The sequence below is a fragment of the Nannocystis pusilla genome (assembly GCF_020073745.1).
Classification (GTDB): domain Bacteria; phylum Myxococcota_A; class Polyangia; order Nannocystales; family Nannocystaceae; genus Nannocystis; species Nannocystis radixulma.
This window is the reverse complement of the sequence record NZ_JAIRAU010000011.1, coordinates 246,158-268,590: the sequence shown is the minus strand read 5'-3', so window position 1 is coordinate 268,590 and position 22,433 is coordinate 246,158. Positions and strand designations below refer to the sequence as shown.

The window sequence follows — 22,433 nt, the reverse complement described above, 5'->3', positions numbered from 1 at the left end:
GCGTGGCCGGAAATGGCGTGACCAGGAGCGAGAACATGACGGCGAGATTGCTGAGCATGGTTCCACGATGTGCCGAGCTGTGCGGCTCCGGCAAGCGAGCAGAGGGCGTGGACGGTGCTCCATCACACGTCGCTACTCGCCAGCGGCCTGCGCCTGCCTCGCCGCCGCCGCTCTGCGCTCGCCGGGGCGGTCGGGCTCGCCGTGCTGTCATCGACGCGCAAATACTCCAGGGCGAGCGCCGCGCTCGCGCTGTGGGACGAGGTCGTGGTCGAGCCGCGCCTCGTCGTCGACGTCGGCTCGACGTCGCGATCGCGCTGCTGCGGATCGCCGGGCGGTCGGGAGCAGCGCGACGAGCCGGCGCGGGAGCGTCAGCGGTTGCGCCAGGCGACGACCTTCGGGTGGGCCGCGACCGCCTGCTCGAGCCCGACGAGGCGCGGGAACTCGGCGAACACGTCGCGCGGCACGTGGTCGACGACGCCGGACGAGAACCACCGCGCGGCCAGGTAGAGCTTGAGGTCGGCGACGTGGATCGCGTCGCCGGCGACGAACGGCCCGGCGCTGAGCTCCTGCAACCGCCGCTCGACGCTCCGGCCCCAGCGCTTGAGGAAGCCGCCGGCCAGCTCTTCGCGCGCCTTGAGCTTCTCGGCGGGGTCCTGGATCCGCAGCACCGGCCCGACCGTGTGCCGCAGCTCCTCGACCGCCTGCATGAGCTCCTCGTGGCGGGCGGCCAGCCAGTTGTCGCGCGGGTGCAGGCCGTGCTCGCGGCCGATGTAGACGAGGATCGCGTTGGACTGGGCGAGCACGCCGCGGCCCTCGACCTCCAGGGTCGGCAGCGCGCCGTACGGCGTCTGCTCCTTGCGCGCGGGCCAGTCGTCGCCTTTGAGGCGCTCGTCTTCGAAGGCGACGCCGGCGATGTGGAGGGCGAGACGACACTCCTCCCCGCGGCTGGCGGGGAAGTCGAAGTAGGTCAGCTTGGGCATGCCGGGACCCTACGCCGAAAGTCCGGGCATCTGACCGGCCTCGTGCGCGAGCAACCACTTCTTGGCGGGGAGGCCTCCGGCGTAGCCGGTCAGCGCGCCGCCGGTCGCGACGACGCGATGACACGGGAGCACGATCGACAGCGGGTTGCGGCCGTTCGCTGCACCGACGGCGCGCACGGCCCGGGGGTTGCCGATCGCGCGGGCGAGGTCGGCGTAGCTGCGCTGCTCGCCGAAGCGAATGTCCGCGAGCGCGCGCCAGACGGCGCGCTGAAACGCGGTGCCGCGCGGATCGAGGGCGACGGTGAACTGGCGGCGGCGGCCAATGAAGTACTCGTCGAGCTCGCGCGCCGCGTGGTCGAGCAGCGGATGCCGGGCGACGTCGTCGCCGGCGTGCGCGGGGGCGGGGCGGTGCTCGGGGAAGTAGATGCCGACGAGGGCGAGGTCGCTGGCGACGAGGCGCAGCGGGCCGAGCGGCGAGGGCAGGATGCGCTGGACGAGGCGGGTCATGGGTTCATCCTCCGGAGGACGCGGCGCGCCACAGGTGCATCACGCCGTAGGCGCGCCACGGTCGCCACGCAGCGGTGCGGGCCTCGGCGGCGCGGGTGGTGGTGACGTTCAGGGCGCGGCGGACCACGAGGTCGCCGCCGGGGAACCCGTCGGGCCAGCGGAGCGCCCGCATGGCCACGTACTGCGCGGTCCACGGCCCGATCCCCGGCAGCGACTCGAGCGCGGCGACGGCCCGGTCCGGATCTGCCCCGATGGACAGGTCGACCCGGCCGTCCGCGACCGCGCCGGCGAGCGTGATCAAGGTGCGGGCGCGCTGCTCGGGCAGGCCGATCGCCCGCACGTCGGCCAGCTCGGCGCGCGCGAGGACGGCGGGCGCCGGGAACACGGCGGTCAGGCCCGGCAGTAACTTCGGGACAGGTCCACCGAAGCGCGCGACCAGCCGGGCGCACAGCGTGGTGGCGGCGCGGACCGAGACCTGCTGGCCGAGGACGGCGCGCGCGGCCAGCTCGAAGCCGTCGAACGCGCCCGGGACGCGCAGGCCGGGGCGCGCGTCGACACTGTCCTGAAGGACAGGATCGCGGCGGAGGTGGGCGGCGATGGTGTCGGGGTGGGCGTCGAGGTCGAACAGGCCGCGCAGGCGGGCGACGATCGGCATGAGGTGCGGCGCGAGCGACAGCGACACGCGCACGCGCAGCGCCGGGCGCGTCGGGTCGGGCGTGACCTGCAACCAGCCGACGCGATCGCCGAGCGCGACGGCGCGGGCGTAGCCGTCGTCGTCGACGCGCTCGACGCCGGCGACCTCGCGGCCGCGCATGAATTGGAGCAGCGCCGGCCAGTCGAACGGCGGGCGGTAGTCGAGGCGCAGGTCGATCGCGTCGCCGCCGTCGACCTCGCCGGCCTCGCGCCGCAGCGCCGAGGGCGGCCGACCGAAGCGCTGCTGCACCAGCGCGTTGAAGCGGCGCACGCTGGCGAAGCCGGCCGCGAACGCGACCTCGGCCGGCGGGAGCGCGGTGTCCTGAAGCAGCTGCTTGGCGAGCGCGAGCCGCCGCGTCTGCGCCAGCTCGACCGGCGTGGCCCCGAGCTCCGCCTCGAGCGCGCGCCGCAGATGACGCCCGCTGACGCCGAGCCGCTGCGCGAGCGCGTCGACCGAACCGTCGTTGAGGTCGCCGGCGTCGATGCGCGCGAGCGCGGCGGCCGCGAGCCGCGACAGCGAGTCGACGGCGGCGCGCCCCGGCGCGAGCTCGGGCCGGCAGCGGAAGCAGGCGCGAAACCCGGCCCGCTCGGCCTCGGCGGCGCGGCGGAAGAACTCGCAGCGCCCGCGCCCGGGCGTGCGCGCCGGGCAGACGGGGCGGCAGTAGATGCCGGTGGTGGTGACGCCGACGAAGAAGACGCCGTCGAAGCGGCGGTCGCGGGCGCAGAGGGCGTCGTAGCAGGCGTCGGGGTCGAGCTGCACGCGGACGATCTAGCGCGGCGGCGGACGGCAGTCTCGCCGTTTTCGGACGTCGCCGCGAGATCGCCGAATTGCGGCGAAACGCCGGCGACGGGGGCCGAGAGCGCCGCGGCCCCCGGGCGCGCACTACATCGGCTGGCCGCAGAAGTCCTTCGGCTTGGCCCAGGCGAACATGTTCACCCAGAAGTCCTGGACGTCGGCGTAGCCGAGCCAGTCGCTGTCGAACGTGATCCACTCGTCGCCCCACACGATCACGCGGCCGCCCTGATCCGCGGTCTGATGGGCGATGCCCGCGTTCGTCCCCTGGATCGTCGCGAACACCTCCGACGTGCCCTGGTTGCCGGTGTCGGCCGGCGAGATGCCGCCCGCGAAGTTGACGTCGATGATGCCCATCGAGATCGGGTGGTTCTGATCGAACGTCGGCGTGACCCCGTTGCCGAAGTAGCCGCCCTGGTAGGCGAGGCCGAACGGCGTGAGCACGCTGTTGGCCCGGTCGCGCTCGGGGGCCGGGTTGAGGTTGTCGAAGTTGTAGCCGATGAGCGTGATGAGGCCGCGGCCGTCCTCCTTGACGAACGCCTCGATCGCCGCCGCCTCCTCGGGGCTGAGCTGGCGCTCGATGCGGTCGATGATCAGGAGGTCGTAGTTGGCGAGCAGCGCCGGCGTGACCGCGCCGGGGTTGCCAGCCAGCAGCGTGCGGGTGACGGCGGAGCCCTGCGCCTCGAGCCAGGCCTCGAAGTTCGCGCTCGGCGCGTAGCCGGTGTCGCCGAGGATGCCGATGCTCAGACAGTCGCAGATGCCGTCGGCGCCGACGTCGACGTCGTCGATCTCGCCGTCGCAGTCGTTGTCGATGAGGTCGCACGTGACCTCGAAGTCCTCGGTCGGCACGCAGTCCGGCGGCTCGTTCGTCGTGCTCGAGCTGCTGTCGCTGGTCGAGCCGGTCGTGGTGTCGTCGGTCGTGGTGGTGCTGGTGCCGTCGGTCGTGGTCGTGCTGGTGCCGTCGGTCGTGCTCGTTCCCTCGCTCGTGGCGGTGCCGTCGGTCGTGCTGGTGCCGTCGGTCGGGTCGACGCTCTGCGTCTCGCTGTCGGTCGTCGTCGGCTCGCCGGTCGTCGTGGAGCTCTCGGTGCCCGAGACGGAGCCGTCGGTCGTGCTCGTCGGGGTGCTCGTGGGCTCGGTCGCCGTCGGCGTCCCGGTCTCGCTCGTGTCGGTGGACGTGCTGGTCGCGCCGTCGGTCACGCCGGCCGTGTCGTTGCCGCCGGGGTTGCAGGCCATCGCGATCAGCCCGAGGCTCGCCATCATTCGCACAAGAACAGTCTGGAACCTGTTATCTAGCATCGGGCCGAGGATAGCGGGCAGCCACGAGCAGCGCTAGCACGCGCGGACCCGGTCGCTGCAGCTCGACCTATCGTCTCCGGAGAATCGCTCGCCGCGTCGTCGCTCGCCGTTCGCGTCTGGACGGCTCCTGTCGGCCCGTTGGGCCGCGCTCGCGTGGACGTGTCGTTTTTACGAGTGCCGGCGGTCCCGCCGCCATGCATTCTCTCACGCTCGAGAGTCGCGTCCGTGCTCGGTGGGAGCGACGGATACAGCCGGGGCGAAAGATGATTAAGGAGATCGCTGTGAAGTGGATTGCCGACTGCTGCGATTCCGTTCCGGATGGAGAGCCCGCGGGCCGACGGTGCGCAGCGCCTCCTCGATCCGTCGAGGGCTGCGGGATCGCCGGGTGAGCGTCAGCTCACCAAACGCCCTGGATCGCCAGGAACGTGGCCCGTGCCCGGGGGGCGACGCAAATCGCCGAGCCTGGCGATTGTGGGGAGTCGGTTAATTAAGGTACATGCGGTCTCGTCGCGGCTCGCCGGCTGTCATGCCGGTCGCGCGGCTTGCCGCTGGCACTCGACGTCGACGACGCGGCGCACCGCGTGCACCAGCGGCAACATCTCGACCAACACCCGGCGCACCCGTCGGAGGTCCGTCGTCGTGTTGCGCCACTCGACGGTGACGATCATCCACTCGCTCGCGGGCCACTCGACGTGCGCGGTCGGTTCGGCGACGAGGACGGCTCGCTCGGCCCGGGGCAGGGCGCCGCGCAGGCGGATCACGAGCGGGCCGAGTCGGCCGCCGCGAGGGCCGAGCCAGCCGTGGAACTCGCGCACGGGGAACGGCAGGCGCGCGACCTCGGCGCTGAGCGCCTCGAGGGCGCGCTGGTGGCGGGCGATCGAACGCACGCGCAGGTAGTGACGGATCGCCAGGCCGACCGCGAGGATCCACAGCGGCGCGAAGCTCCGCGCGTCGGGCACGAACACCAGCAGCCCGACGGTCGCGGCGATCGCCGCGAGCGGCACGCTCCACGTCCACACGCTCTCGCGCCGCCGCGGCAGCGGTCGCGGTCCGTGCTCGATCCACCGCTCCAGCGCCGCCGCCTCGCTCATGCGCTGAGAGGCGCCTGGCGGGCGGAGCTGCGGCGGCTGATCGGCGTGCGTCGGCATCGGGAACGATGGTGGCGGCGAGGCTATCAGGTCGCGGGTCCGACGGGCGAGCGCAAGCGAGTGCGCACGCGAGGCTCATGGCCCTCGCACGCGCGGCTCCGCGACGCAGGGGATGGAGCGCAAGCCGGCGGCGTGCGATGCTCACGCGGCACGCCGGTAGGCGCCGAGGAGCCGGCCGTGTTCGTCGATGTCGCCGGGCTCGCCGCCGAGAGCGTCCGACGGGAGCGCATCGACGACGCGCTCGTCGCCGCCGTGGCAGCGCGTCGGGACCTGGCCGCCGCCGCTGAGAACCACGCCCACGATCTCCCCGCGATGGCTCATCTCTTCGATCGTCATCCCACGCCCGGCGAGCGTCGGCAGCTCGATCACCTCGTCGGCAGGCCGCGCGAGCGCGAGGTCGCAGCAACAGCGTCGCGCGTGCGCGCCAGGGCGCGGAGACACACGCGAGTGAGATCCATGCATCGACGAAACGTGGGCGACGCGCGGTGGCTCGCAAGCACGCTCAGGGAGCGCGCTCGCCGACGTCAGCGGCGGCGAACGAGCGCCGGGCACGGCGATGAAGCGCCGCATCGACGCGTCGGCGGACAGGCGGCCGCGCGCGGGCGGAGCGCGAGCGATGCTGCGTGGCGAGGTCGCAAGTCGATGGCAGACGGAGGAGCAGCAGGTCTTGCGAGAGGCGATGGCGGCGACTCGCGCTCGTCGTCGGCGTGTCGCGGACATTCGTCTCGCGACTTCCGCGACGGCCGACGCGAGAGGCGGCGCCTGGCGCTCCAGCGTGGAGCGCGCGAGTCGCGGTATCGCGCTCGTGAGGGCCGCAGAACGGCGTAGGCGACCGGCCGGCCATTCGCTAATGTCTACGGCCGCCGCACCGGTCGCCTGCGTATGCTCAAGATCCGTCGTCCGCAGATCGAGGCCCTTGCGAACCTGTCGCGGCGGCGATTCATCGCCTCGGCGATCGTGCATCTCCGCGACGCGCACCCGGAGCGCTGGGCCGAGGCGCCCGACGACGTCACGGGCGCGTGGGTCGAGCGACGCGTGGCTCGCGGCCTCGAGCTCGGTTTGGTCGAGGAGGTCTCGTTGCTGCGGCACCTCGAGGTCGCGTCGCAATTCGACGAGCGCTTCGCCGACAGCGACGACGCGATCGGCGTGCTCCACAACCTCGAGGAGCTGCAATCCTGGCCCGAGCCGATGGACCTGCTCGCGAGCCTTTACGGGAGCCCGGCAGAGACATGACCCAAAGACCAGCTCCACGACCCGCGCCACGACCCGCCCCGGGCAAGACCCCGCCGGCGGCGCTGAGGAGCAACGCCGGCCAGCCGGCCAACAAGCCGTGCGCGACCTGCCAGAAGCAGCAGCCGCGCAAGGTGCCGCCGTGCGACTTCGACAAGCTCGAGTTCAGCTGCTCGCACTGCGGCAAGCCGGGCAAGCGGGAGATCGTCAGCCTCGCGTTCTGGCTCGACCAGGGGCGCGGCATGATCATGACCAACCGGGTCAACTCGCCGAACCCGCGCCAGCCGAAGGTGACCGACCGGTTCGAGGTCATCGACCCCGACACGATCACGGTCAAGGCGTCGGGCGGCCCCGGCTACTCGCCCGGGCACCCGACGCTGACGGTCGTGCCCCCGGCCAGCCTCGGCACGACGAGGGTGCTGCGCGGGCCGAGCCATCAGGTCGCGGTCAAGTACGAGCCGAACTGGTTCCAGACCCGCCTCAACAAGGTCAACCAGCTCGGGTTCTTCGTCGGCCTGCGCCAGTTCTTCTTCCCGCCGGCCGCGGTGTGGCAGTTCGCGTTCGCGGCCTGCGGCGCCCGCCCGGCGCCGCAGCGCAAGGCGTTCTACGGCTGGAAGCACAAGGTCGCGGTCTACCCGCCCGACATCTTCAAGATCGGCCTCAGCCTGCCGTCGGTCAGGAAGAAGGAGAGGGCCAACTCGTCGGGCACCGAGGGCAAGGTCCGCTACGACAACAGCTCGGTCACCGACACGCGCGGCATGGCGCGCACGTCCCACTCGGTCAAGGAGGAGATGCGGACGTCGAGCAACACCGAGCTGTATCGCCGCACCGAGTCCGTCGGCAACAGCAGGGGCACGGTGACGCAGACCCAGCAGCTCGGGACGATCCGCGGCCGCGACTACAGTTCCGACCGCTACGAGGGCAGCGACGCGCCCGACAGCCGCAAGCTCGCCACCGCCAAGAGCTTCACGTTCACGCGCAACGGCAAGGACTGGACGTCGTCGTTCAAGGCGGCGGAGTTCATCGAGTTCGTCTTCACCATCCGCAAGCAGGTCCTGGGCCTCATCGAGTTCTTCAAGGCGCTCGGCCGCAAGATGCCGAAGATCGGCTGGAGCTTCTCGGTCGAGGTCGACGTGTGCGCCGGCAGCCTCGAGTACGAGTGGGGCTACAAGGAGTGGCCGAAGAATCACACCGTCTATCGCTACTACAAGCTCGAGGTGTCGCTGACGGTGGTGTCGGCCAAGGCCGAGATCGCGTTCGGCCTCGAGCTGCTGAGCGCCAAGGCCCAGGTCTACGGGGCCGTGACGGGCGAGCTCAAGATCACCGGCACCCGCGAGGCCAACCCCGACCGCACCGGCCCGGCCGCGACCATCTCGGTCCCGCCGACGGTCGGCGGCGAGATCGGGGTCCGCGGCGCGCTCGGCGACTGGGTCGAGGTGGTCGGCAAGATCAACGCCGGCTTCGAGGGCGCGGCGGTGATCGAGCTGGCCCCGTTCTCCCTCAAGGCCAACCTCGACCTGTCCGAAGGGAAAGGTACCTTCACGGCCAAGAGCAAGCTGCTGTTCAGCGTGACGAAGTCCGCGACCCTGTGGGACAAGCGGCCGATCTGGGCCAAGACCATCCTGTGATGCGATAGCACCGTGACCACCGTCGATTACCTCAACGTCTCGATCCACGGCTACGCCTGCGAGCTGTTCGTCAACGGCGCGCCGATCCTCCGCACGCCCGTCGACACGCCCTACACCGCGATCCCCTCGGTCGGCGAGTGGCTGGTCAGCGGCGACAACGAGATCGCGGTGCGCATCGACGCGATCGCGCCGCCGACCGCCATCGTCGATCCGCTGTCGCCGCGTCGGCTGATCGTCCAGCGCTGCGTCGGCCCGCTCGGCGAGGTCGTGCCCGCCGGCGAGGACCAGGTCGTCGACGGCCTGACGTTCGCGCCGCTGCCCGACGACCCACCGCCGACGCTGCCGCACCGCGTGGCCTACAACTTCAGATTGCCGCCGGGGCCGACGTGGGCCTGGCAGACGGCGGCGGTGCTGTCGCTCGACATGGCGACGACCGCCGAGCTGTTCATGTTCCTCGACGCGCTCCACGCCGACCTGGTCGAGGGCGACATCCCGGGGCTCCTGTCGCGGCAAAAGATCAAATTCGCCGAGCTGGCTCCCCTCTACGGGACGACGCCCGAGGCGGCTCGCGCGGCGCTCGAGCAGCAATTCTCGGAGCTGGCGAAGGACGGGGCGTGGACGGTGGCGCCGCTGCGGCACGAGGAGGTGCGCCTGCACCTGTGCTGCGGTGGGCGGGTGATCGAGCCGCGAAGCGCCCGCGACGACGGGCCGGTGTTCCGCGGGCTGGCAGCCGACGGCAACGCGTGGTCGCTTCCGGTGTTCATCAGCAGGATCGACGGGATGTTCGAGGTGGTGCGGTAGGGGAAGAACCCTACGACAGAGTAACCCTGCGGTAGCCCTTTCGGGGCCGATGCACAATTCCCGTTACGCTTGGCTGCTGATGTCCGGGCGAGTTTGAACTACGGCAGCGTACTCAGCCTGGATTAAGAATCCGAATGCTGGGCGGTCGAAGAGCGTGCGCAGCGAACTGCCTCCGTATGCTCTGTCGCAACTCTCGTGCTCCGTCCGTCGCTTGCAGAAACACTAACGCGACGCCCCGGGAACCCCGGCCAGTGTTCCATTCCTCGAGTAGTCGTGTCGAGACTTCGCGCGCTGCACCCTCCGAGCGTCCGTCTGCCTCACGCGGCAACGCATACAGATAGGTTGCCCCCACAGATGCGAATAACTCGAAGACATCATGGCGGTGAAGCCGGCCGATGTTCAGGTACGGAGCCAGTCGGGCGTCGAACACAAACCGTGGATGGTACGTCACTAGGATTTCGGCGAATTGCGTGTCCGTCAACCGTGATACGTCGACCAGTCCAACGAAATCGCTCGTTCGCTGTTCGGAGAACAGCGTCAATTGCTCTCCATCACCGATGATTGGTGGTGGATCGAGCGCATCCGGGACGAGGCGCAAATTTGGTGTCGATCGCCTCACGTTTCGGCAACCTCTTCCTCGGCGAGTTGGGCCTCGAGCTCGACATAACTCTTGCGGAAGATGTCCCATCCGTCGGTCCATTCCGCCTCGCCCAGTCGCTTCTCGCCGGTCCGGTCATCCTTGAGCGGACGGTCCTTTAGAAACGCGCGCTCGTAGAGGCGCGGGGCTACCCCCGTGAACGGACGAAACAAGACCTGCTTCGATCCACCTTTGCTTTCGCTCGGGCGTACCCAGCCCTGACGATTCGTCGTGATCGAATCCGAATGTAGATCAAGTGCCAGGCTCTTTGGATATGGTTCGATGAATTGGACCTCATCGACGCCTGCGCCGACAATGTGCCGGGCACAGTAGTGGCACGGAAAGGTCGTCACGAAAATCCGCGTGCCGAGCGTCGAGATACCTTGCCGCGCGACGGATAACAGGGCGTCCATCTCGGCGTGAACGGCACGACTAAACTCCAATAAGCTCCCCACGCGGGTCTTTCGAATTTGCTCGCGTAGATCATCTTTCGCGTCGGTGAAGATTAAACGTAGTGCTGCCTGCGTTTCCGGAGAGAGGTTTTTCAGTTCGGCCACGGCATTGGGGGGCAGTTTGGCCTCTGTGGGCAGATGGTCGATCAGGTCGTCAATGATCTCCGACTGCTTCTTCGTGTTCCAGCAGCCTTGCCAAGAACCGGGCCGATTGGCACATCGGTGGTCATCCCGGGCCGAGGACACGAGGGTTTGTCCATACACTCCGCCGCCGGCCTGAGGCACTTCATTGGTGCCGGAGGCGAGTACGTTGCCGCCGCGATCGACCACCGCCGCGCCAACCTGCCGTGACAGGCACGCGCTCCGCTGCTGTGCCCCGTAGGCGACGAACATGGCGTGTTCCTCGATCGTCGGGCGGACGACCTCCGTGCGAGCAACGATGTTGACTGTGCGCCGCAATTGGTCGGGGATATCCCATGCCTCGTTGGGGACCTTGCGCCGCTGTTGCTCGTCCGCACGCTCGGATTCGACTGTATTATCCAGAAATACGTCGGAGAGGAAGAACGCGTCCCGAACGCTCTGGCTGTGCTTGGCGCCGGCACGGGCGTCATACTCCATGATCTCGTCGACGGCTGGCTCACCGATATCCTCATACTTGCGGACGATGCGTTGACGGCGCACCTGCTCGTCACAGACCACACCGATCAACGCGAAGGCATTACCGTACACCGCACGCAAGAGATGCACCTCAGCCGGGTGCCGTACGCTGTCGAGCACATATGCGTGTCGCTTGCCGTCCGGATGCACTGGTCCCTTCGCGGAGCCCTGACCCAGCCGTTGTGCACGCTCGCTCTTGATCGCTCGCACGAGCTGGCGGGCGACTGCACCGTGATCCCGCACTCGAATCTCGTCCCCGAGATCCTGCATCGCGCGTAGGCGAGCACGACTCCGGGAGGCGTGCCCATCGACCGCTTTGTCCTGAGATTTCGCCCACTCGCGGATACAGTCGCTCGCCTTGATATAGCTGACGTGGTACTTTTCGCCTTCAAGCACGGCCACTAGGCGGCGGGCAATAGTACTCGTCCCCGAGCCGATGTGGCCGACAACTGCGAACACGAGTTCGCCAGAGGTCTCGGCTTTCACCACGCCCCGGCTGTCTCGGCGAGACGGAGGGCGAAGTTGCACAATAGCAGGAAGCACAGTCATAGTGACCTACGACCCCCGCCGACGGGCGGCCTTCTCGTCGTTGCTGGTACGGACAGGATATCCGAGGTAGCGCAGTAGTACAGCGAAATTCCTGTAATCTACAATACAGAAAAGGCTGTCGATGATGGTATTGGGACGGCCGTTCCAAACCGCGCCGTTTGTTTTCGCGCGGCGATAGTGCCTCAGCCCGGTGTAACGGCGATGATGATATACCGCACATATGTAGGTTTCCCAATAACGGCGCCTCGCCCGCGTCTTTCCAGGGGAAGGCGCCGTGGCGCTTTGCGCGCTTAATAGCTGCAAGCAGCCCGCAGTGGGAGACTCAGTCGGCCCTCGCACTAGCGAACTACGAACCGAGCTTGGGCAGGTGTCATTCCACAACGCCCATGTCGCTCGTGTTCGTCGCCGAAGAACGAAAGCGGCAGAGCCAACTCTTGATCGACGAGCGACCGCCGTCCTCCCGCGAAGGTGTCGCAGCCCGTTCTGGACCTCCGACCGGACTGGTCGTGCGCAGGGACGGAGCGTCGGTGTCACCCGCCGTCTTCGCAGAGGACGCCGCCCGCGGCGTCGCTGCACGCGCCGCCGCAGAACTCGTCGAGGTAGGGCTGCAGGCAGGCGCAGGTCGGCGTGCCGCCGCTGCACTCGAACGGGACCGGCGCGCAGGTGCTCGCGCCGGACTGGGAGTCGACGCAGGTCCAGCCGTCGCCGCAGGAGTCGGCGGTGCAGGGGCCGCCTTCGCAGTAGCGCGGGTCCATGCACGGGCCCCAGCAGCTGTCCTTCACGGAGTTGACGGTACCCTCGGCGCACTGGGGCTTCGCCTCGTCGCAGGCGACCGGGCCGTCGCTGCAGGTCACCCTGGCGAACTCGCACCTGCCCGAGAGGCACGCGACCTGGACGTCCCGCAGGCCGAGGGCGTCGCAGGTCGATTGCAGGCAGGTCGCGTCGCACTCGGGGAATTGGGCGCTCTTGGGCGCGGCGGTGCACCGGCAACAGTCGTTGAAGAGCGCGCAGTCGGCGTCCTCCTGGCATTCGGGCGCGGTGGGGACGCCGCCGGTGCTGTCGCCGGTGCTGGTGGGCTGCGTGGAGGCGGTCTGCGGGTCGCCGGTCGCGGCGGTCGACGTCTCGCTGCCCGAGGCCGTGCCGCCGTCGGCGGGGCCGCACGCGAGCGCGGCAGAGAGCGTGGTGAGAAGGATAAGCGAGCGCATGCGGGCATCGTACCGGCGCGCCGGATCGGTGTCACGCCGCGAGGCCTCGCAGCGGACGAATGCGCGAGGCAGCTCGGGGTCGCACGCCCTCGGCGGACTCGACGCGAGGGCCGGACCGCTCCCATCGAGCGGCCCGCCGAGGATTGGACGGCCCCACTCGAGCGTTCCATCCGAGCGACCCGACCTGCGCTGTCGCTCGCGCGCGCCGCGGAGGTCCTCGCCGGCTCAGCGCGCGTCGAGGCGCCACCAGCCGGATGGGTCGTCGATGTCCTCGCAGATGTGACAGCGGATCACGGTGCCGAACCACTGCGTCAGCTCGGCCGGGGTGCACGACTCGAGGAACACGCGCAGCACGCCCGGATCGTAGAAGCGGAAGTAGGTCGGCTCGGGGGTGCCCTCGCGCTGGACCAGCAGGAACTTTCGCAGGTGCTGCCGCACCTCGTGGAGCGACTTGTCGCTGACGAGCCACACGCCCCAGCGATAGCCCCAGCCCTCGCGCACGAGGTCGTCGCGCAGGCGGGGGTCGGCGGACACGTTGACCACGTGCGGGGCGGCCTCTTGCAGGCGGGCGCCCTCGACGCCGTCGAACAGGGAGCGCCACGGGGCGACCGACTCGCGCACGAGCTCGGCGATCCGCGGCTCGCTGCCGGTGTCGAGCACGGCGAACAGCTGGCCCGGGACGCGCTGCAGCCCGGCGAGGGCCCGCGCGGCCGCGGCCTCGTCGTCCGGCTCGCGCGACCACGGGGTCGGCGTGAGGGCCTCGACGTGGAACAGCAGATCGACGGCGCCGACGCGGATCCACTCGCCGTGCTCGATCGGCGCGGCGGTGGTGACCGCCTGTCCCGAGAGCAAGGTCAGCGCCTCGCCGCCGAGGTGGTAGAGCCGCGCGCGCTCGCCGTCCCACTCGATCGCGGCGTGGGTCGGGGCGAGCGACTCGTCGGCGAGCGAGAGCGTGGCCGACGGGTCGCGCCCGATCGTCCAGCGCTGCCCGGGGGTGATGACGGCCTTGGAGCCCTGCTGCGGGCCCCAGCACAGCTCGACGATGCCGCGGCGCGGCCGACTCATGCGATTCCCTGGGGCAGCGTGAAGACGACGATCTGCGCCCCGGCGCGCTCGAACGCGAGGAAGCGCGAGGGGCCCGACCAGACCGCGCCCTGCAGCCCGCGCGAGGGGCCGAGGTCGAGCAGGGTGCGCGGGCCGACGGCGAGCATCATCCAGGTGACGCCGCCGGTGCTGATCCGGACGTCGAGGGCGTCGCCGGCGGGGGCGTGGGCGCCGAAGGCGAGGTCGCCGACGGCGTGCAGCTTGGCGAATCGCCGCACCTCGAACGCGCCGGTCTCGGTCCAGGTGATCCGGTGCAGGACGAAGTCGCGGACGCCCATCATGTCGGCGGTGCCGGCGGCGAGCATGGCGATCGGTAGCGTCGGATGGATCCGCAGCGCGTGGACCTCGCTGGCGCCGGCCTCGGCGAGCGCGGCCCGGGCGGCGCGGGTGAGCGGGTGATCGGCGATCGGGCTCATGTCGGCGCCGAACACCGTGAGGCCGCCGCGCTCGGCGATCGCCACCACGCCGGCGCCGGCGGCCCAGCCCTGGCCGGCGGCGCGGGCCTTCGGCAGCGAGGCGGCGCCGAGGCGGCGGCCGCTCGCGCGCTCGAACACCTCGACGCGCCCGAGCACCAGGCCGCCGTCGTCGTAGCGGCTGGTGTCCTCGACCTGGACGGCGAGGCGGTTCTCCTGTCCCGAGAGCCAGATGCCGGCGATGACGACGTTGTCGCCGCTGACCATGCGGAGCTGCTGGGTGGCCCGCTGGTCGAGGTCGTAGCGGACCATCCGCCGGCTCTGCAGATACGTGCAGGCGCGGCCGGGCGCGGCCGGGCGGATCGGCGCGAGGTCGCCGCTGGCGATCGCGGGGACGACGTCGGTGACGAGCTCGCGGATGGCGGCGCCGTGCTCGTCGACGTGGAGCGAGCACAGGGCGTTCTCATAGGAGATCACGGCCGCGCCGCCGGGGGTGCCGACGGGGACGACGCAGGCGACGAGGGCGTCGTCGAGCGGGTAGTTGTGGAAGGCGACGGCGAGCAGCTCGCGGCGCTCGACCTCGGGGCCGGGGCTGACGATCACAGCCAGCCCTCCGGTCCGGTGAAGCGCAGCGGGCCCTGCTTGACCGCGGTCTGCATCTTGGTCATGCGCGCCTGGTCGCAGGCGGCGGCGAGCACCTGGTGGCGCCGCTCGAGGTCGGACAGCATCTTGGCCTTGTCGCCGCCGTCGAGCCGGCCGATCGCGGCGGTGAAGTTGTCCTTGAGCTTGTCGACGATCTTGTCGAGCCGGTAGAACTTGATCGGGTTGATGAGCGCGAACTGGTGGAACAGGAAGTGGGCGCTGAACTGGCCCTCGAGCGCCTTCGAGACCTCCTCGAGCGCCTTGATGGTGTCCTCGTACCATTTGCGGTAGCCGAGCTTGTCCATCAGGATCATGTACCAGTCGGTGCCGAACATCAGCTTGTCGACCATGTGCGGGTGGTCGCGCAAGATCTCGACGAGCGTGTGCCAGTAGGGCGTCTTCTCGCCGCCCCACGCCGCGAACTCCTTGAAGATCGGCAGGTACGAGAGGTCGGTGTAGAAGTTGGTGTATTCGCCGCACATCTCGACGATGCTGCGGATCCAGCTCTTGGCGTAGACGTTGCCGTTGGCGTCGACGGACGGCATGGCGTGGCTCTTGCCGTAGGGCGACTCGGGCCACAGCTCGTGGAGGTTGCGGTGGTAGCGGTTGCCGGCGCGGCCGATCGCCCACTTCTGGAACTCGCGCAGCTCGGCACGGGTCATGGCCGGCTTCTTGAAGTCGGCGACGGAGTCGCGCCACAGCTTGTCGTCGGAGGCCCAGTGGGCCAGGCACAGCCGCAGCGACGGGTTGTCCTGCATGACGAAGCGCCACGCCTCCGGGTGCACGAAGTGCTCCTGGAAGTATTGCATGCGCTCGTCGTCGTCGAGGTCGCCGGAGATCGGGTGCCTGTACTGGTCGCGCACGGCGTCGGTGGCGAGGTCGACGTAGAGCTTGCGGTGGTGGGTGTACCAGCCCTCCGGGGTGCAGTGGGTCTGGAGCGGCAGGCCCTCGCCGGCGAGGCGGCTGAAGAAGGCGCGGGTGACGTCGCCGGTCTTCTTGCCGCGCTCGGTCGACTCCTTCGGCATGTAGCCCTGCGAGGTGTACATCTTGAGGCCGACGTAGATGCCGCCGTTCTCGACCAGGTGCTTGAACGGGGCGTCGGGGGCCTCGAGCGTGATGTAGCGGCGCGGCTCGTAGTGGTAGAGCGGGAGCAGGCGCAGGGGGTTCTGCGCGGCGACCATCTCGGTGCGGCGCCGCTGCTGGCGCCACGTCTCGTAGCAATTGGAGCGCTGGTCCTTGAGGTAGCGGTCGAACTGGCGCGAGCTCTCGAGCGGCTCCTCCTGCGCCTGCGGGTCCTTCTCCTCGGCGTCCATCGGCAGGTCCTCGTTGGAGTCGAGGTAGACGCGCGAGCAATCCTCGTAGCGCTGGGTGGCGTTCTTGCGGTTGGCGTACCAGCGGCGGCCCTCTTCGTCCTCCTGATAGATGTGCAGGCCGTCGTAGCCGTCGAGGTGGCAGAAGTCCATGTCCATCGTCAGGACGATCGAGATGCCGACGAAGTAGCCGCCGGCGCCGCCGGCGAGGAAGTCGACGCCGTTGTTCTCGCTGATGAGGCGCTCGCCGACCACGTGGGTCGGCTCGGGCGCGACCTCCCCCATGTCGCCGACCATCAATGAGCTGAGGATCGGCACGCCGGCCATGAAGTTGACGGTGCCGCGGTCGATGCGGATCCCCATGGCCTTGGCCCGCAGCGGCGGCAGCGGGGCGCAGTTGCCGCTCTGGATGTGCATGTGCGCGTCGATGATGACCGGCGGGAAGCCCTCGAGCTCCGGCGGCAGGTCCTCGTACGGGCACTTCTCGCAGAACGGCTTGTCGGTCTTCAGCGCCTCGGTCTGCGCGGTCGAGCCGATGAGCACCGTCGGGCAGCCCTGCGCCAGCGCGCCGCCGTGGGCGGTGGCGTCGCCGAGGCGCGCGGCCGGCATGTTGCCGAAGATCACCGTGTTCTCGCCCTGCGAGATGAGGTCGGGGCCGCACGGGCAGATGAGCCCGTCGCCGAGCCGCGCGGCCGGGACGTTGCCGACGATGATCGTGGCGTCGCCGACGCAGACCGGCCCGCCGCCGTGCACGGGGCAGGTGTGTCCGTCCGTGATGCGTGCGCTCGGCGGCATGGCTCAGGTCTCCGCTCCGCGGTCGGCCGGGCGCGGCGAGAGCGGCTCGGCCGGGCGCGCGTCCTCGGGCTCGACGGGGCTGCAGCCGCTGCCCGACAGCGCCGCGCCGCCGCTGTTGACCTTGACCAGGCGGCCCTGGATGACCACGCCCGAGGCGTCGATGGTGATGAAGCCGCCGGGGCCCTTGACGGTGATGCCCTGGCCGGCCTCGATGACGATCGTCGGCGCCTTGACGTGGACCTCGGCGCCCGACTCGATCGCGGTCTTGCTGCCGACCTTGAGGTGCGCCTCGTCGCCGACGGTCAGCGAGGTGGTCTTGTCGACCCTGGCCATCGCCGAGCCCTCGACGTGGTCGTGGCGGTCGACGTGGACGAGGGTGTACTGGTTCTTGTCGATGATGACGTGCTGGTTGCCGTCGCCGTCGATGCCGCCGACGTGGACGTAGGCGTCGCCGCCGACGTGCTCGTGGCGGTGGCGGTCGATGCGGATGTGACGGTCGCGCATCACCAGCTCGTTGAAGTCGCCGACCTTCTCGCCGTTGACGGCGTCGCCGACCCGCAGGTGGCGGTCGTGCAGCACGTTCTCCATCCGGTCGTGGTTGACGTGGATGTCGAGGTCGCGCTCGGCGTGCATGAAGATCTGCTCCGAGCCCTTGAGGTCCTCGTAGCGGAACTCGTTGTAGCCGCCGCCGCCGAGCGAGCTCTCCGACTTGATCGTGCTCTTGGTCTTCTCGGCCGGCAGCGGGTAGGGGACGTGGTTGTTGCCGTGGTAGACGCGGCCGGTGATGATCGGCTTGTCGGGGTCGCCCTCGAGGAAGTCGACCAGGACCTCGTGGCCGATCCGCGGGATGAACATGGCGCCCCAGCCGGCGCCGGCCCACAGCTGGCTGACGCGGATCCAGCAGCTGCTGTGATCGTCGAACCGACCCTGCCGGTCCCAGTGAAACTGGACCATGACGCGGCCCTGATCGTCGACGTGGACCTCCTCGCCGGGCGGGCCGACGACGACGGCCGACTGCAGGCCGCGCACGAACGGCCGCGGGGTGGTCCGCGGCGGGCGGTAGACGACGGCGCGCTCGATGCAGGTGAAGCGCGACTCGTAGACGAAGGCGCCGGCGCTGGCGCTGGCGTCCTGGTCGAGCACCTGCGGCTGCTCGGCGCGGTGGTGCACGGTGAGCAGGGTGTAGTCGCCGTTGAGCTCACTGCGCCGGTGATTGGCCAGCGTGAACGCGTAGCCGGGGACGAGGCGCATGCAGTCGCCCTTGCCGGCGCCGCTGCGCCGGGTGGCCTGCATCGCCTCGAGCCGGTTTTTGGCGATGCCGGCGCCGCGGTCGGGGTCGTTGCCGGAGGCGAAGCGGTACTCGCCCGGGTAGTCGTAGACCTCGAGGTCGGGGTCCTGCTTGGCCTCGGCGCGGACCTCCATCGCGGCGTCGGGCGTCGGGAAGTAGAAGTCGCGCAGGCTGGCCTTGCCCGACCGGATCTGCTCGCCGAAGCGGAACTCGTGGATGTGCTCGCGGTCCTCGACGGCGCCGTCGGCGAGGTTCCACCACACCTCGGCGTCGCCGGCGATCGGGCGGTGGGTGCCCTTGTGGTCGGACATGACGAGGACGTGGCGGTCCTCCTCGTGCTCGAAGTAGTAGAAGAGGCCGTCCTCCTCGAGCAGCCGGCTGATGAAGTCCCAGTCGCTCTCGCGGTACTGCACGCAGTAGTTGCGCGGCTGGTACGCGCCGACGATGTCGAAGCGGAACATGCTCTGCTTGAAGCCGGCCACCTCGAGCACGCCGCGGATGATGTCGGGCGTGCGCTGCTCCTGGAAGATCCGGCAGTCCTGGCGCAGCGTCAGCCGCCACATCCGCGGCACCAGGGTGACGGCGAACAGCGCGAACTCGCGGCTCTCGCCGACGTACTCGCACTGCGCGACGATGCCGTGGACGAACCGCGGCTCGTCGACGCCCTCGATCGTGAGCACCGCGGTGCGGCCGACGAGCTGCTGCACCTCGAGCATGTGCGGGCAGGCGAGCTCGACGCGGAACTCGTAGAGGGCGCTCACGCCCTCGTGGCCGGTGAACCGCAGCACCCGCAGCGGCGCGTCGGCGCCGTCGACGGTGAAGGTGTAGACCGGCCGGTTGCCGATCAGCGCGAGAATTGACGCGAGCCCTGCCATCCGACCCCTCCCCGACCAGCGCGGCGAACGAGGCGGCGACGGTAGCCGAAGGGGCGCCGGGGGAACAAGGCCGCAGGTAGCCGGGAACGCCGTTTATGTGCGCGCAAATGGCCTTGGAGCGCGATGCCGGCGCCGGGGTTTCCCGGGCCGGGAGGCCGCCGGCGCGTCAGCGATAGTGGCCGCGGCGGCCCTCGACGTGCTTGCCGACGACCACGAGCGCGGCGAGCCGGTCGAGGTGCGCGAGCGGATCGGCGAGGGGGGCGTCGAGGGCGAGGCGGATCGCGGCGCCGTCGATCTCGATCTCGCTCGCGCCGGCGCACAGCGGCGCGAGCGGGAGCTCGCTGGTCGGCGCCGGGCCCTCGTCGGCGCGCCACACGAGGTGGTGCCGGCGGTCGATCGCGACCGCGGGGCGGACCTCGAACACGGTGCGACGCGGCCGGCCGGGGCCGTCCCACTCGGTGCGCACGGCGACGGGGAGGCCGTCGAAGCTGCCGGCGATCGCCATGCCCGCGCGCTGCAGGCGACCGCCGAGCCGGCCGGCGGCGCGCTCCCACGCGGGCACCAGCGCGGCCATCACCGCCGGGGCCGGGATCGCCTCGCGCGCCGCCGCGAGCGCGACCGCGACGGCCTTGACCTCCTCGACGAAGCGCTGCAGCTGCCCGGCGTCGCGGCCCGAGTCGTCGACCGCGAACACCAGCCCGTGGTCGGTGGCGGCGCTCGGCGGGCGCTGCAGCAGCAACTTTCCGACGTGTTCTTCGAGGCATGTCGTTTGCGACATGTCCCGGGAGACAAGTCGTCCGGCGACCAGCGCGAGGCCGAGGCCGAGGTCGGGGACGCTCAGGCGGGCGACGGCGACGGCGCCGCGGCCGTCGACGTGCTCGCGGGAGATCCGCAGGCGGGCGCCGGCGAGGCCGCCGTGCATCGCGCCGGCCTCCCAGGCGAGGCCGCTGCGGGCGGCGACCTCGCGCCAGAGGGCCTCGACGCGGCGGGTGCCGACGGCGAGGGGGGCGTGCTCCTCGACCAGCGCGGACTCGCGGCGGCCGACCACGGTGAGGGCGATCCACACCTCGGGGTCGCGCGCGCGCGGGACGTCGACCCGGGCGTGGAGGTACCACGAGAGGGCGACGCCGCCGTGGTCGAAGCCGGCGACGAGGTCGGTCGGCAGCTGCAAGGAGAAGGCGAGCGACTCGGCGTCGCGCAGGCGGTCGGCGGGGAGGGTCCAGCGGCAGACCTCGTGCTGGCGGACGGTGCGGCCGAGGAAGCTGTCGGTGCTCTCGAAGGCGACGAGGGCCAGGGTGGCCTGGCCGTAGGCGTGGTGGCGGGTGTTGGCGAGGGCGATCGCGCCGCGCAGCGACTCGCCGGGGCCGACGACGTTGGTGCCGAGCGACAGCTCGAACTGCGGCGCGGTGCCCTGCGCGGGGCCGGAGGCGAACACGCGGGTGGCCGGCGGGCTCGAGGCGAGCGGCGGGGCGCTCTCGACCAGGGCGACGAACTCGGCGCGGGCGTCGGGCCACCACGGCACGCTGGCGTGCACGTGGTAGGTGTAGGCGATCCGGTACGAGGCGCCGACGTAGCTGACGGGCGCGCCGGCGGGCAGCTGGAAGGTGACGCTGGCGTGGTGCTCGCCGACGTCGAGCCGGCCTGCCTCGCGCACGCGGGCGCGCCGGCGCAGGAACACCCGCGGCTTGTGGGTGGTGCCGAACTCGCTGTCGGCCTGGAACGGCTCGACCACGCCGCGCAGCTCGATGTCGACGAAGTCGAGCGGCACCGGCTCGTGGCAGCGCAGCACCACCCGCGCGACGAACAGCCGCTCCGGCACCACCACGCGCGGCGTGTACAGCTGGATCTGCGGCCGGCGGCGGAGCAGGGGCATCGGCCCCGAGGATAGCCGAGCGCGGGGACGGCGACGTGTGCCGGCGCGCGCTCGGGGGGCGGGGAACAGCGACTCGTGCGCGACGAGGGTGTGGTCGTCGCCGGCGAGGACGATGGTCTCGGCGATCTCGCCGCCCGGCCGGCGCTCTGCCGGACGACGGCGAGGCGCTCGTCGGCGTCGCCGGCACGAGGCGGTCGACGAGTCGCTCGCGCGCCAGGCCCGGCTCGGCGAAGGGGTGCTGGTGACGCCGGCGAATCGTCGGCGACGTCAGGCGAGGTGAGGTCGGCGGGCCGGGGGTGCGCGGTCGACGGGTCGCGCGTGACGCGGTATCGTCGCGCGGTGCCACGAGCCCGGCGCGAGTTCGAGAGGCGTTTCGTCCCGGTGGGGCCGCCGGCGTGGGCTGGCAATTTCTGCGCGCGCTGCGGCGGACTGTCCGAGCGGCCACTCTGCCGCCATTGCGGGGGCAGCATGGTCGCGCTGGCGTGGGAGGCCGCTGAATCGCCGGGGCCGAGCAGCGTACTCGGCTGGCTGTTCCTCGTGTTCGTGACGCTGTGGAGCGCGAGCGTCTTCGTGTTCTGCGGCGCGGCCCTGGTGTGGTTCATCGTCACGACGGCGCTGGACGACTCGCGGACGGTGGACGAGGCCATCGCGATGGCGCTGATGAGCGTCGTCCTCGCGCTCGTGATGGTGCTCATCGGCGTGTTCCTCAAGGGGGGAGTGCAGTCGTTCGGGCGCGAGTGGGCGTTCTGCGGCGCCGACGAGTCGTTGCTCGGGCGGGTCGAGTCGTTGTTCGGACGGGTGATCGCCAGCCACGGCACGCGGGTGGTGAGCATCACGCCGCTGACGCTCGCGGGGACCGCCCCGAGCGCGGTGGAGGTCGAGGCGGCCGGGGCGTCGGCGGTGGCGCGGGCGCTCGAGCCGCTGCTGCCGCCGGGGACCGTGGACAAACCCGGGTCGCTCGCCGGCGAGGCGGTGCTCGTGCTCGCCGCGGTGCTGCACCTCGCGGGGGGAGGCGTGGTTCAGCTCGAACGCGTGACGTTGCAGTCCTGGTGCCGCCCCAAGGGGCACGACGAGGCGCAGGACGTCCTGGCAAAAACGCGGGACGTCTGGCACGTGCGCCCCGGCGAGGGCTGGCCGGCGCCGCACACCGTCGAGTCGATGGTCTGGCGCGCGATGCTCGTGGCGGACGATGGCTCGTCGCAGCGCACGAGCGGGACGCCGTATCGGGACGGGGGCGCGACGCGGGCCGGGGCACGCGGGGGCCCGCTGCGGCTGGACATGCCGGAGCTGTTCTCGACGCTCCGGGCGCGCGTCGCCGACCCGCCGCGCGCCGAAGGGAGCGAGGCCGCGGGGGCCGTCGCGGCCCGGCTGGCGGCGGCGGCGGTGGGGAACGCGGACTTCGCCGCCGAGCTGATCGCGGAGGTGACGAGGCTGCGCCGGATCTTCGCGACCCCCCACGTGGTCCACGAAGACACGCGGTGCCGGGTAGAGACTTGAGGACATGTCGAATGAGACATGCCCGGAAGGACATGTCTACAGGAGCATGTCCAAAAGACC

General features: G+C 70.8%; 17 protein-coding genes. 4 read left to right on the top strand and 13 right to left on the bottom strand.

All coding sequences use genetic code 11. The features are described 5' to 3' along the window. Positions 1 to 368: 368 nt before the first annotated feature. The 6 genes from K7C98_RS12640 to K7C98_RS12615 all read right to left on the bottom strand — a co-directional run bounded on the left by K7C98_RS12640 (position 369) and on the right by K7C98_RS12615 (position 5,786). Positions 369 to 980, bottom strand: coding sequence for a glutathione S-transferase (locus K7C98_RS12640; protein ID WP_224191875.1), 612 nt, complete (start codon positions 978 to 980; stop codon positions 369 to 371). Positions 981 to 989: 9 nt separating this feature from the next. Continuing rightward, positions 990 to 1,487 (bottom strand): methylated-DNA--[protein]-cysteine S-methyltransferase, encoded by a 498-nt coding sequence (locus K7C98_RS12635; protein ID WP_224191874.1) that lies wholly within the window; start codon positions 1,485 to 1,487, stop codon positions 990 to 992. Between the two features lie 4 nt (positions 1,488 to 1,491). After that, the gene (locus K7C98_RS44725) at positions 1,492 to 2,940 is read right to left on the bottom strand and encodes an AlkA N-terminal domain-containing protein (protein WP_224191873.1); all 1,449 of its coding nucleotides are present in this window, start codon (positions 2,938 to 2,940) and stop codon (positions 1,492 to 1,494) included. A gap of 123 nt (positions 2,941 to 3,063) precedes the next feature. Next, complete coding sequence (locus K7C98_RS12625) at positions 3,064 to 4,269, bottom strand: hypothetical protein (protein ID WP_224191872.1); 1,206 nt, start codon at positions 4,267 to 4,269, stop codon at positions 3,064 to 3,066. Between the two features lie 524 nt (positions 4,270 to 4,793). Continuing rightward, a complete protein-coding gene (locus K7C98_RS12620; RefSeq protein WP_224191871.1) occupies positions 4,794 to 5,417 on the bottom strand; it encodes a hypothetical protein in 624 nt (207 codons plus the stop codon). A 141-nt stretch (positions 5,418 to 5,558) separates the two neighbouring features. Then, positions 5,559 to 5,786 (bottom strand): hypothetical protein, encoded by a 228-nt coding sequence (locus K7C98_RS12615; RefSeq protein ID WP_224191870.1) that lies wholly within the window; start codon positions 5,784 to 5,786, stop codon positions 5,559 to 5,561. 513 nt (positions 5,787 to 6,299) lie between these two features. Here K7C98_RS12615 and K7C98_RS12610 point away from each other — a divergent pair. Genes K7C98_RS12610 through K7C98_RS12600 form a run of 3 tightly spaced genes read left to right on the top strand, consistent with a single transcriptional unit; the run spans position 6,300 to position 9,076 of the window. Then, on the top strand, positions 6,300 to 6,650 hold the full coding sequence (locus K7C98_RS12610; RefSeq protein ID WP_224191869.1) for a hypothetical protein: 351 nt from the start codon (positions 6,300 to 6,302) through the stop codon (positions 6,648 to 6,650). Further along, positions 6,647 to 8,275, top strand: a complete 1,629-nt coding sequence (locus K7C98_RS12605) for a hypothetical protein (RefSeq protein WP_224191868.1) — start codon at positions 6,647 to 6,649, stop codon at positions 8,273 to 8,275. The genes K7C98_RS12610 and K7C98_RS12605 overlap by 4 nt, the downstream gene beginning before the upstream one ends. 12 nt (positions 8,276 to 8,287) lie before the next feature. After that, positions 8,288 to 9,076: a hypothetical protein gene (locus K7C98_RS12600; RefSeq protein ID WP_224191867.1), complete on the top strand. Its 789-nt coding sequence runs from the start codon at positions 8,288 to 8,290 to the stop codon at positions 9,074 to 9,076. A 615-nt stretch (positions 9,077 to 9,691) separates the two neighbouring features. Here the strand turns inward: K7C98_RS12600 and K7C98_RS12595 are convergent. The 7 genes from K7C98_RS12595 to K7C98_RS12565 all read right to left on the bottom strand — a co-directional run bounded on the left by K7C98_RS12595 (position 9,692) and on the right by K7C98_RS12565 (position 20,876). Then, complete coding sequence (locus K7C98_RS12595; protein ID WP_224191866.1) at positions 9,692 to 11,311, bottom strand: anti-phage dCTP deaminase; 1,620 nt, start codon at positions 11,309 to 11,311, stop codon at positions 9,692 to 9,694. Between the two features lie 590 nt (positions 11,312 to 11,901). Next, positions 11,902 to 12,576 (bottom strand): hypothetical protein, encoded by a 675-nt coding sequence (locus K7C98_RS12590; protein ID WP_224191865.1) that lies wholly within the window; start codon positions 12,574 to 12,576, stop codon positions 11,902 to 11,904. A 225-nt stretch (positions 12,577 to 12,801) separates the two neighbouring features. After that, positions 12,802 to 13,641: a DUF4123 domain-containing protein gene (locus K7C98_RS12585; RefSeq protein ID WP_224191864.1), complete on the bottom strand. Its 840-nt coding sequence runs from the start codon at positions 13,639 to 13,641 to the stop codon at positions 12,802 to 12,804. Then, positions 13,638 to 14,696, bottom strand: coding sequence for a hypothetical protein (locus K7C98_RS12580; protein WP_224191863.1), 1,059 nt, complete (start codon positions 14,694 to 14,696; stop codon positions 13,638 to 13,640). The genes K7C98_RS12585 and K7C98_RS12580 overlap by 4 nt, the downstream gene beginning before the upstream one ends. Continuing rightward, on the bottom strand, positions 14,693 to 16,840 hold the full coding sequence (locus tag K7C98_RS12575; protein WP_224191862.1) for a PAAR domain-containing protein: 2,148 nt from the start codon (positions 16,838 to 16,840) through the stop codon (positions 14,693 to 14,695). Before K7C98_RS12575 ends, K7C98_RS12580 begins: the two co-directional genes overlap by 4 nt. 3 nt (positions 16,841 to 16,843) lie before the next feature. Beyond that, positions 16,844 to 19,003, bottom strand: coding sequence for a type VI secretion system Vgr family protein (locus K7C98_RS12570; protein WP_224191861.1), 2,160 nt, complete (start codon positions 19,001 to 19,003; stop codon positions 16,844 to 16,846). A 166-nt stretch (positions 19,004 to 19,169) separates the two neighbouring features. Beyond that, on the bottom strand, positions 19,170 to 20,876 hold the full coding sequence (locus K7C98_RS12565) for a hypothetical protein (protein ID WP_224191860.1): 1,707 nt from the start codon (positions 20,874 to 20,876) through the stop codon (positions 19,170 to 19,172). A gap of 468 nt (positions 20,877 to 21,344) precedes the next feature. Between K7C98_RS12565 and K7C98_RS12560 the strand changes: the two genes are divergently transcribed. Further along, on the top strand, positions 21,345 to 22,373 hold the full coding sequence (locus K7C98_RS12560; RefSeq protein ID WP_224191859.1) for a hypothetical protein: 1,029 nt from the start codon (positions 21,345 to 21,347) through the stop codon (positions 22,371 to 22,373). Positions 22,374 to 22,433 lie beyond the last annotated feature (60 nt).

What these genes read in the sequence shown, in the direction of transcription:
- K7C98_RS12640 (WP_224191875.1), bottom strand. Translation starts at nt 980, where the DNA reads ATGCCCAAGCTGACCTACTTCGACTTCCCCGCCAGCCGCGGGGAGGAG.
- K7C98_RS12635 (WP_224191874.1), bottom strand. Translation starts at nt 1,487, where the DNA reads ATGACCCGCCTCGTCCAGCGCATCCTGCCCTCGCCGCTCGGCCCGCTG.
- K7C98_RS12625 (WP_224191872.1), bottom strand. Translation starts at nt 4,269, where the DNA reads ATGCTAGATAACAGGTTCCAGACTGTTCTTGTGCGAATGATGGCGAGC.
- K7C98_RS12620 (WP_224191871.1), bottom strand. Translation starts at nt 5,417, where the DNA reads ATGCCGACGCACGCCGATCAGCCGCCGCAGCTCCGCCCGCCAGGCGCC.
- K7C98_RS12610 (WP_224191869.1), top strand. Translation starts at nt 6,300, where the DNA reads ATGCTCAAGATCCGTCGTCCGCAGATCGAGGCCCTTGCGAACCTGTCG.
- K7C98_RS12605 (WP_224191868.1), top strand. Translation starts at nt 6,647, where the DNA reads ATGACCCAAAGACCAGCTCCACGACCCGCGCCACGACCCGCCCCGGGC.
- K7C98_RS12590 (WP_224191865.1), bottom strand. Translation starts at nt 12,576, where the DNA reads ATGCGCTCGCTTATCCTTCTCACCACGCTCTCTGCCGCGCTCGCGTGC.
- K7C98_RS12585 (WP_224191864.1), bottom strand. Translation starts at nt 13,641, where the DNA reads ATGAGTCGGCCGCGCCGCGGCATCGTCGAGCTGTGCTGGGGCCCGCAG.
- K7C98_RS12575 (WP_224191862.1), bottom strand. Translation starts at nt 16,840, where the DNA reads ATGCCGCCGAGCGCACGCATCACGGACGGACACACCTGCCCCGTGCAC.
- K7C98_RS12570 (WP_224191861.1), bottom strand. Translation starts at nt 19,003, where the DNA reads ATGGCAGGGCTCGCGTCAATTCTCGCGCTGATCGGCAACCGGCCGGTC.
- K7C98_RS12565 (WP_224191860.1), bottom strand. Translation starts at nt 20,876, where the DNA reads ATGCCCCTGCTCCGCCGCCGGCCGCAGATCCAGCTGTACACGCCGCGC.
- K7C98_RS12560 (WP_224191859.1), top strand. Translation starts at nt 21,345, where the DNA reads ATGGTCGCGCTGGCGTGGGAGGCCGCTGAATCGCCGGGGCCGAGCAGC.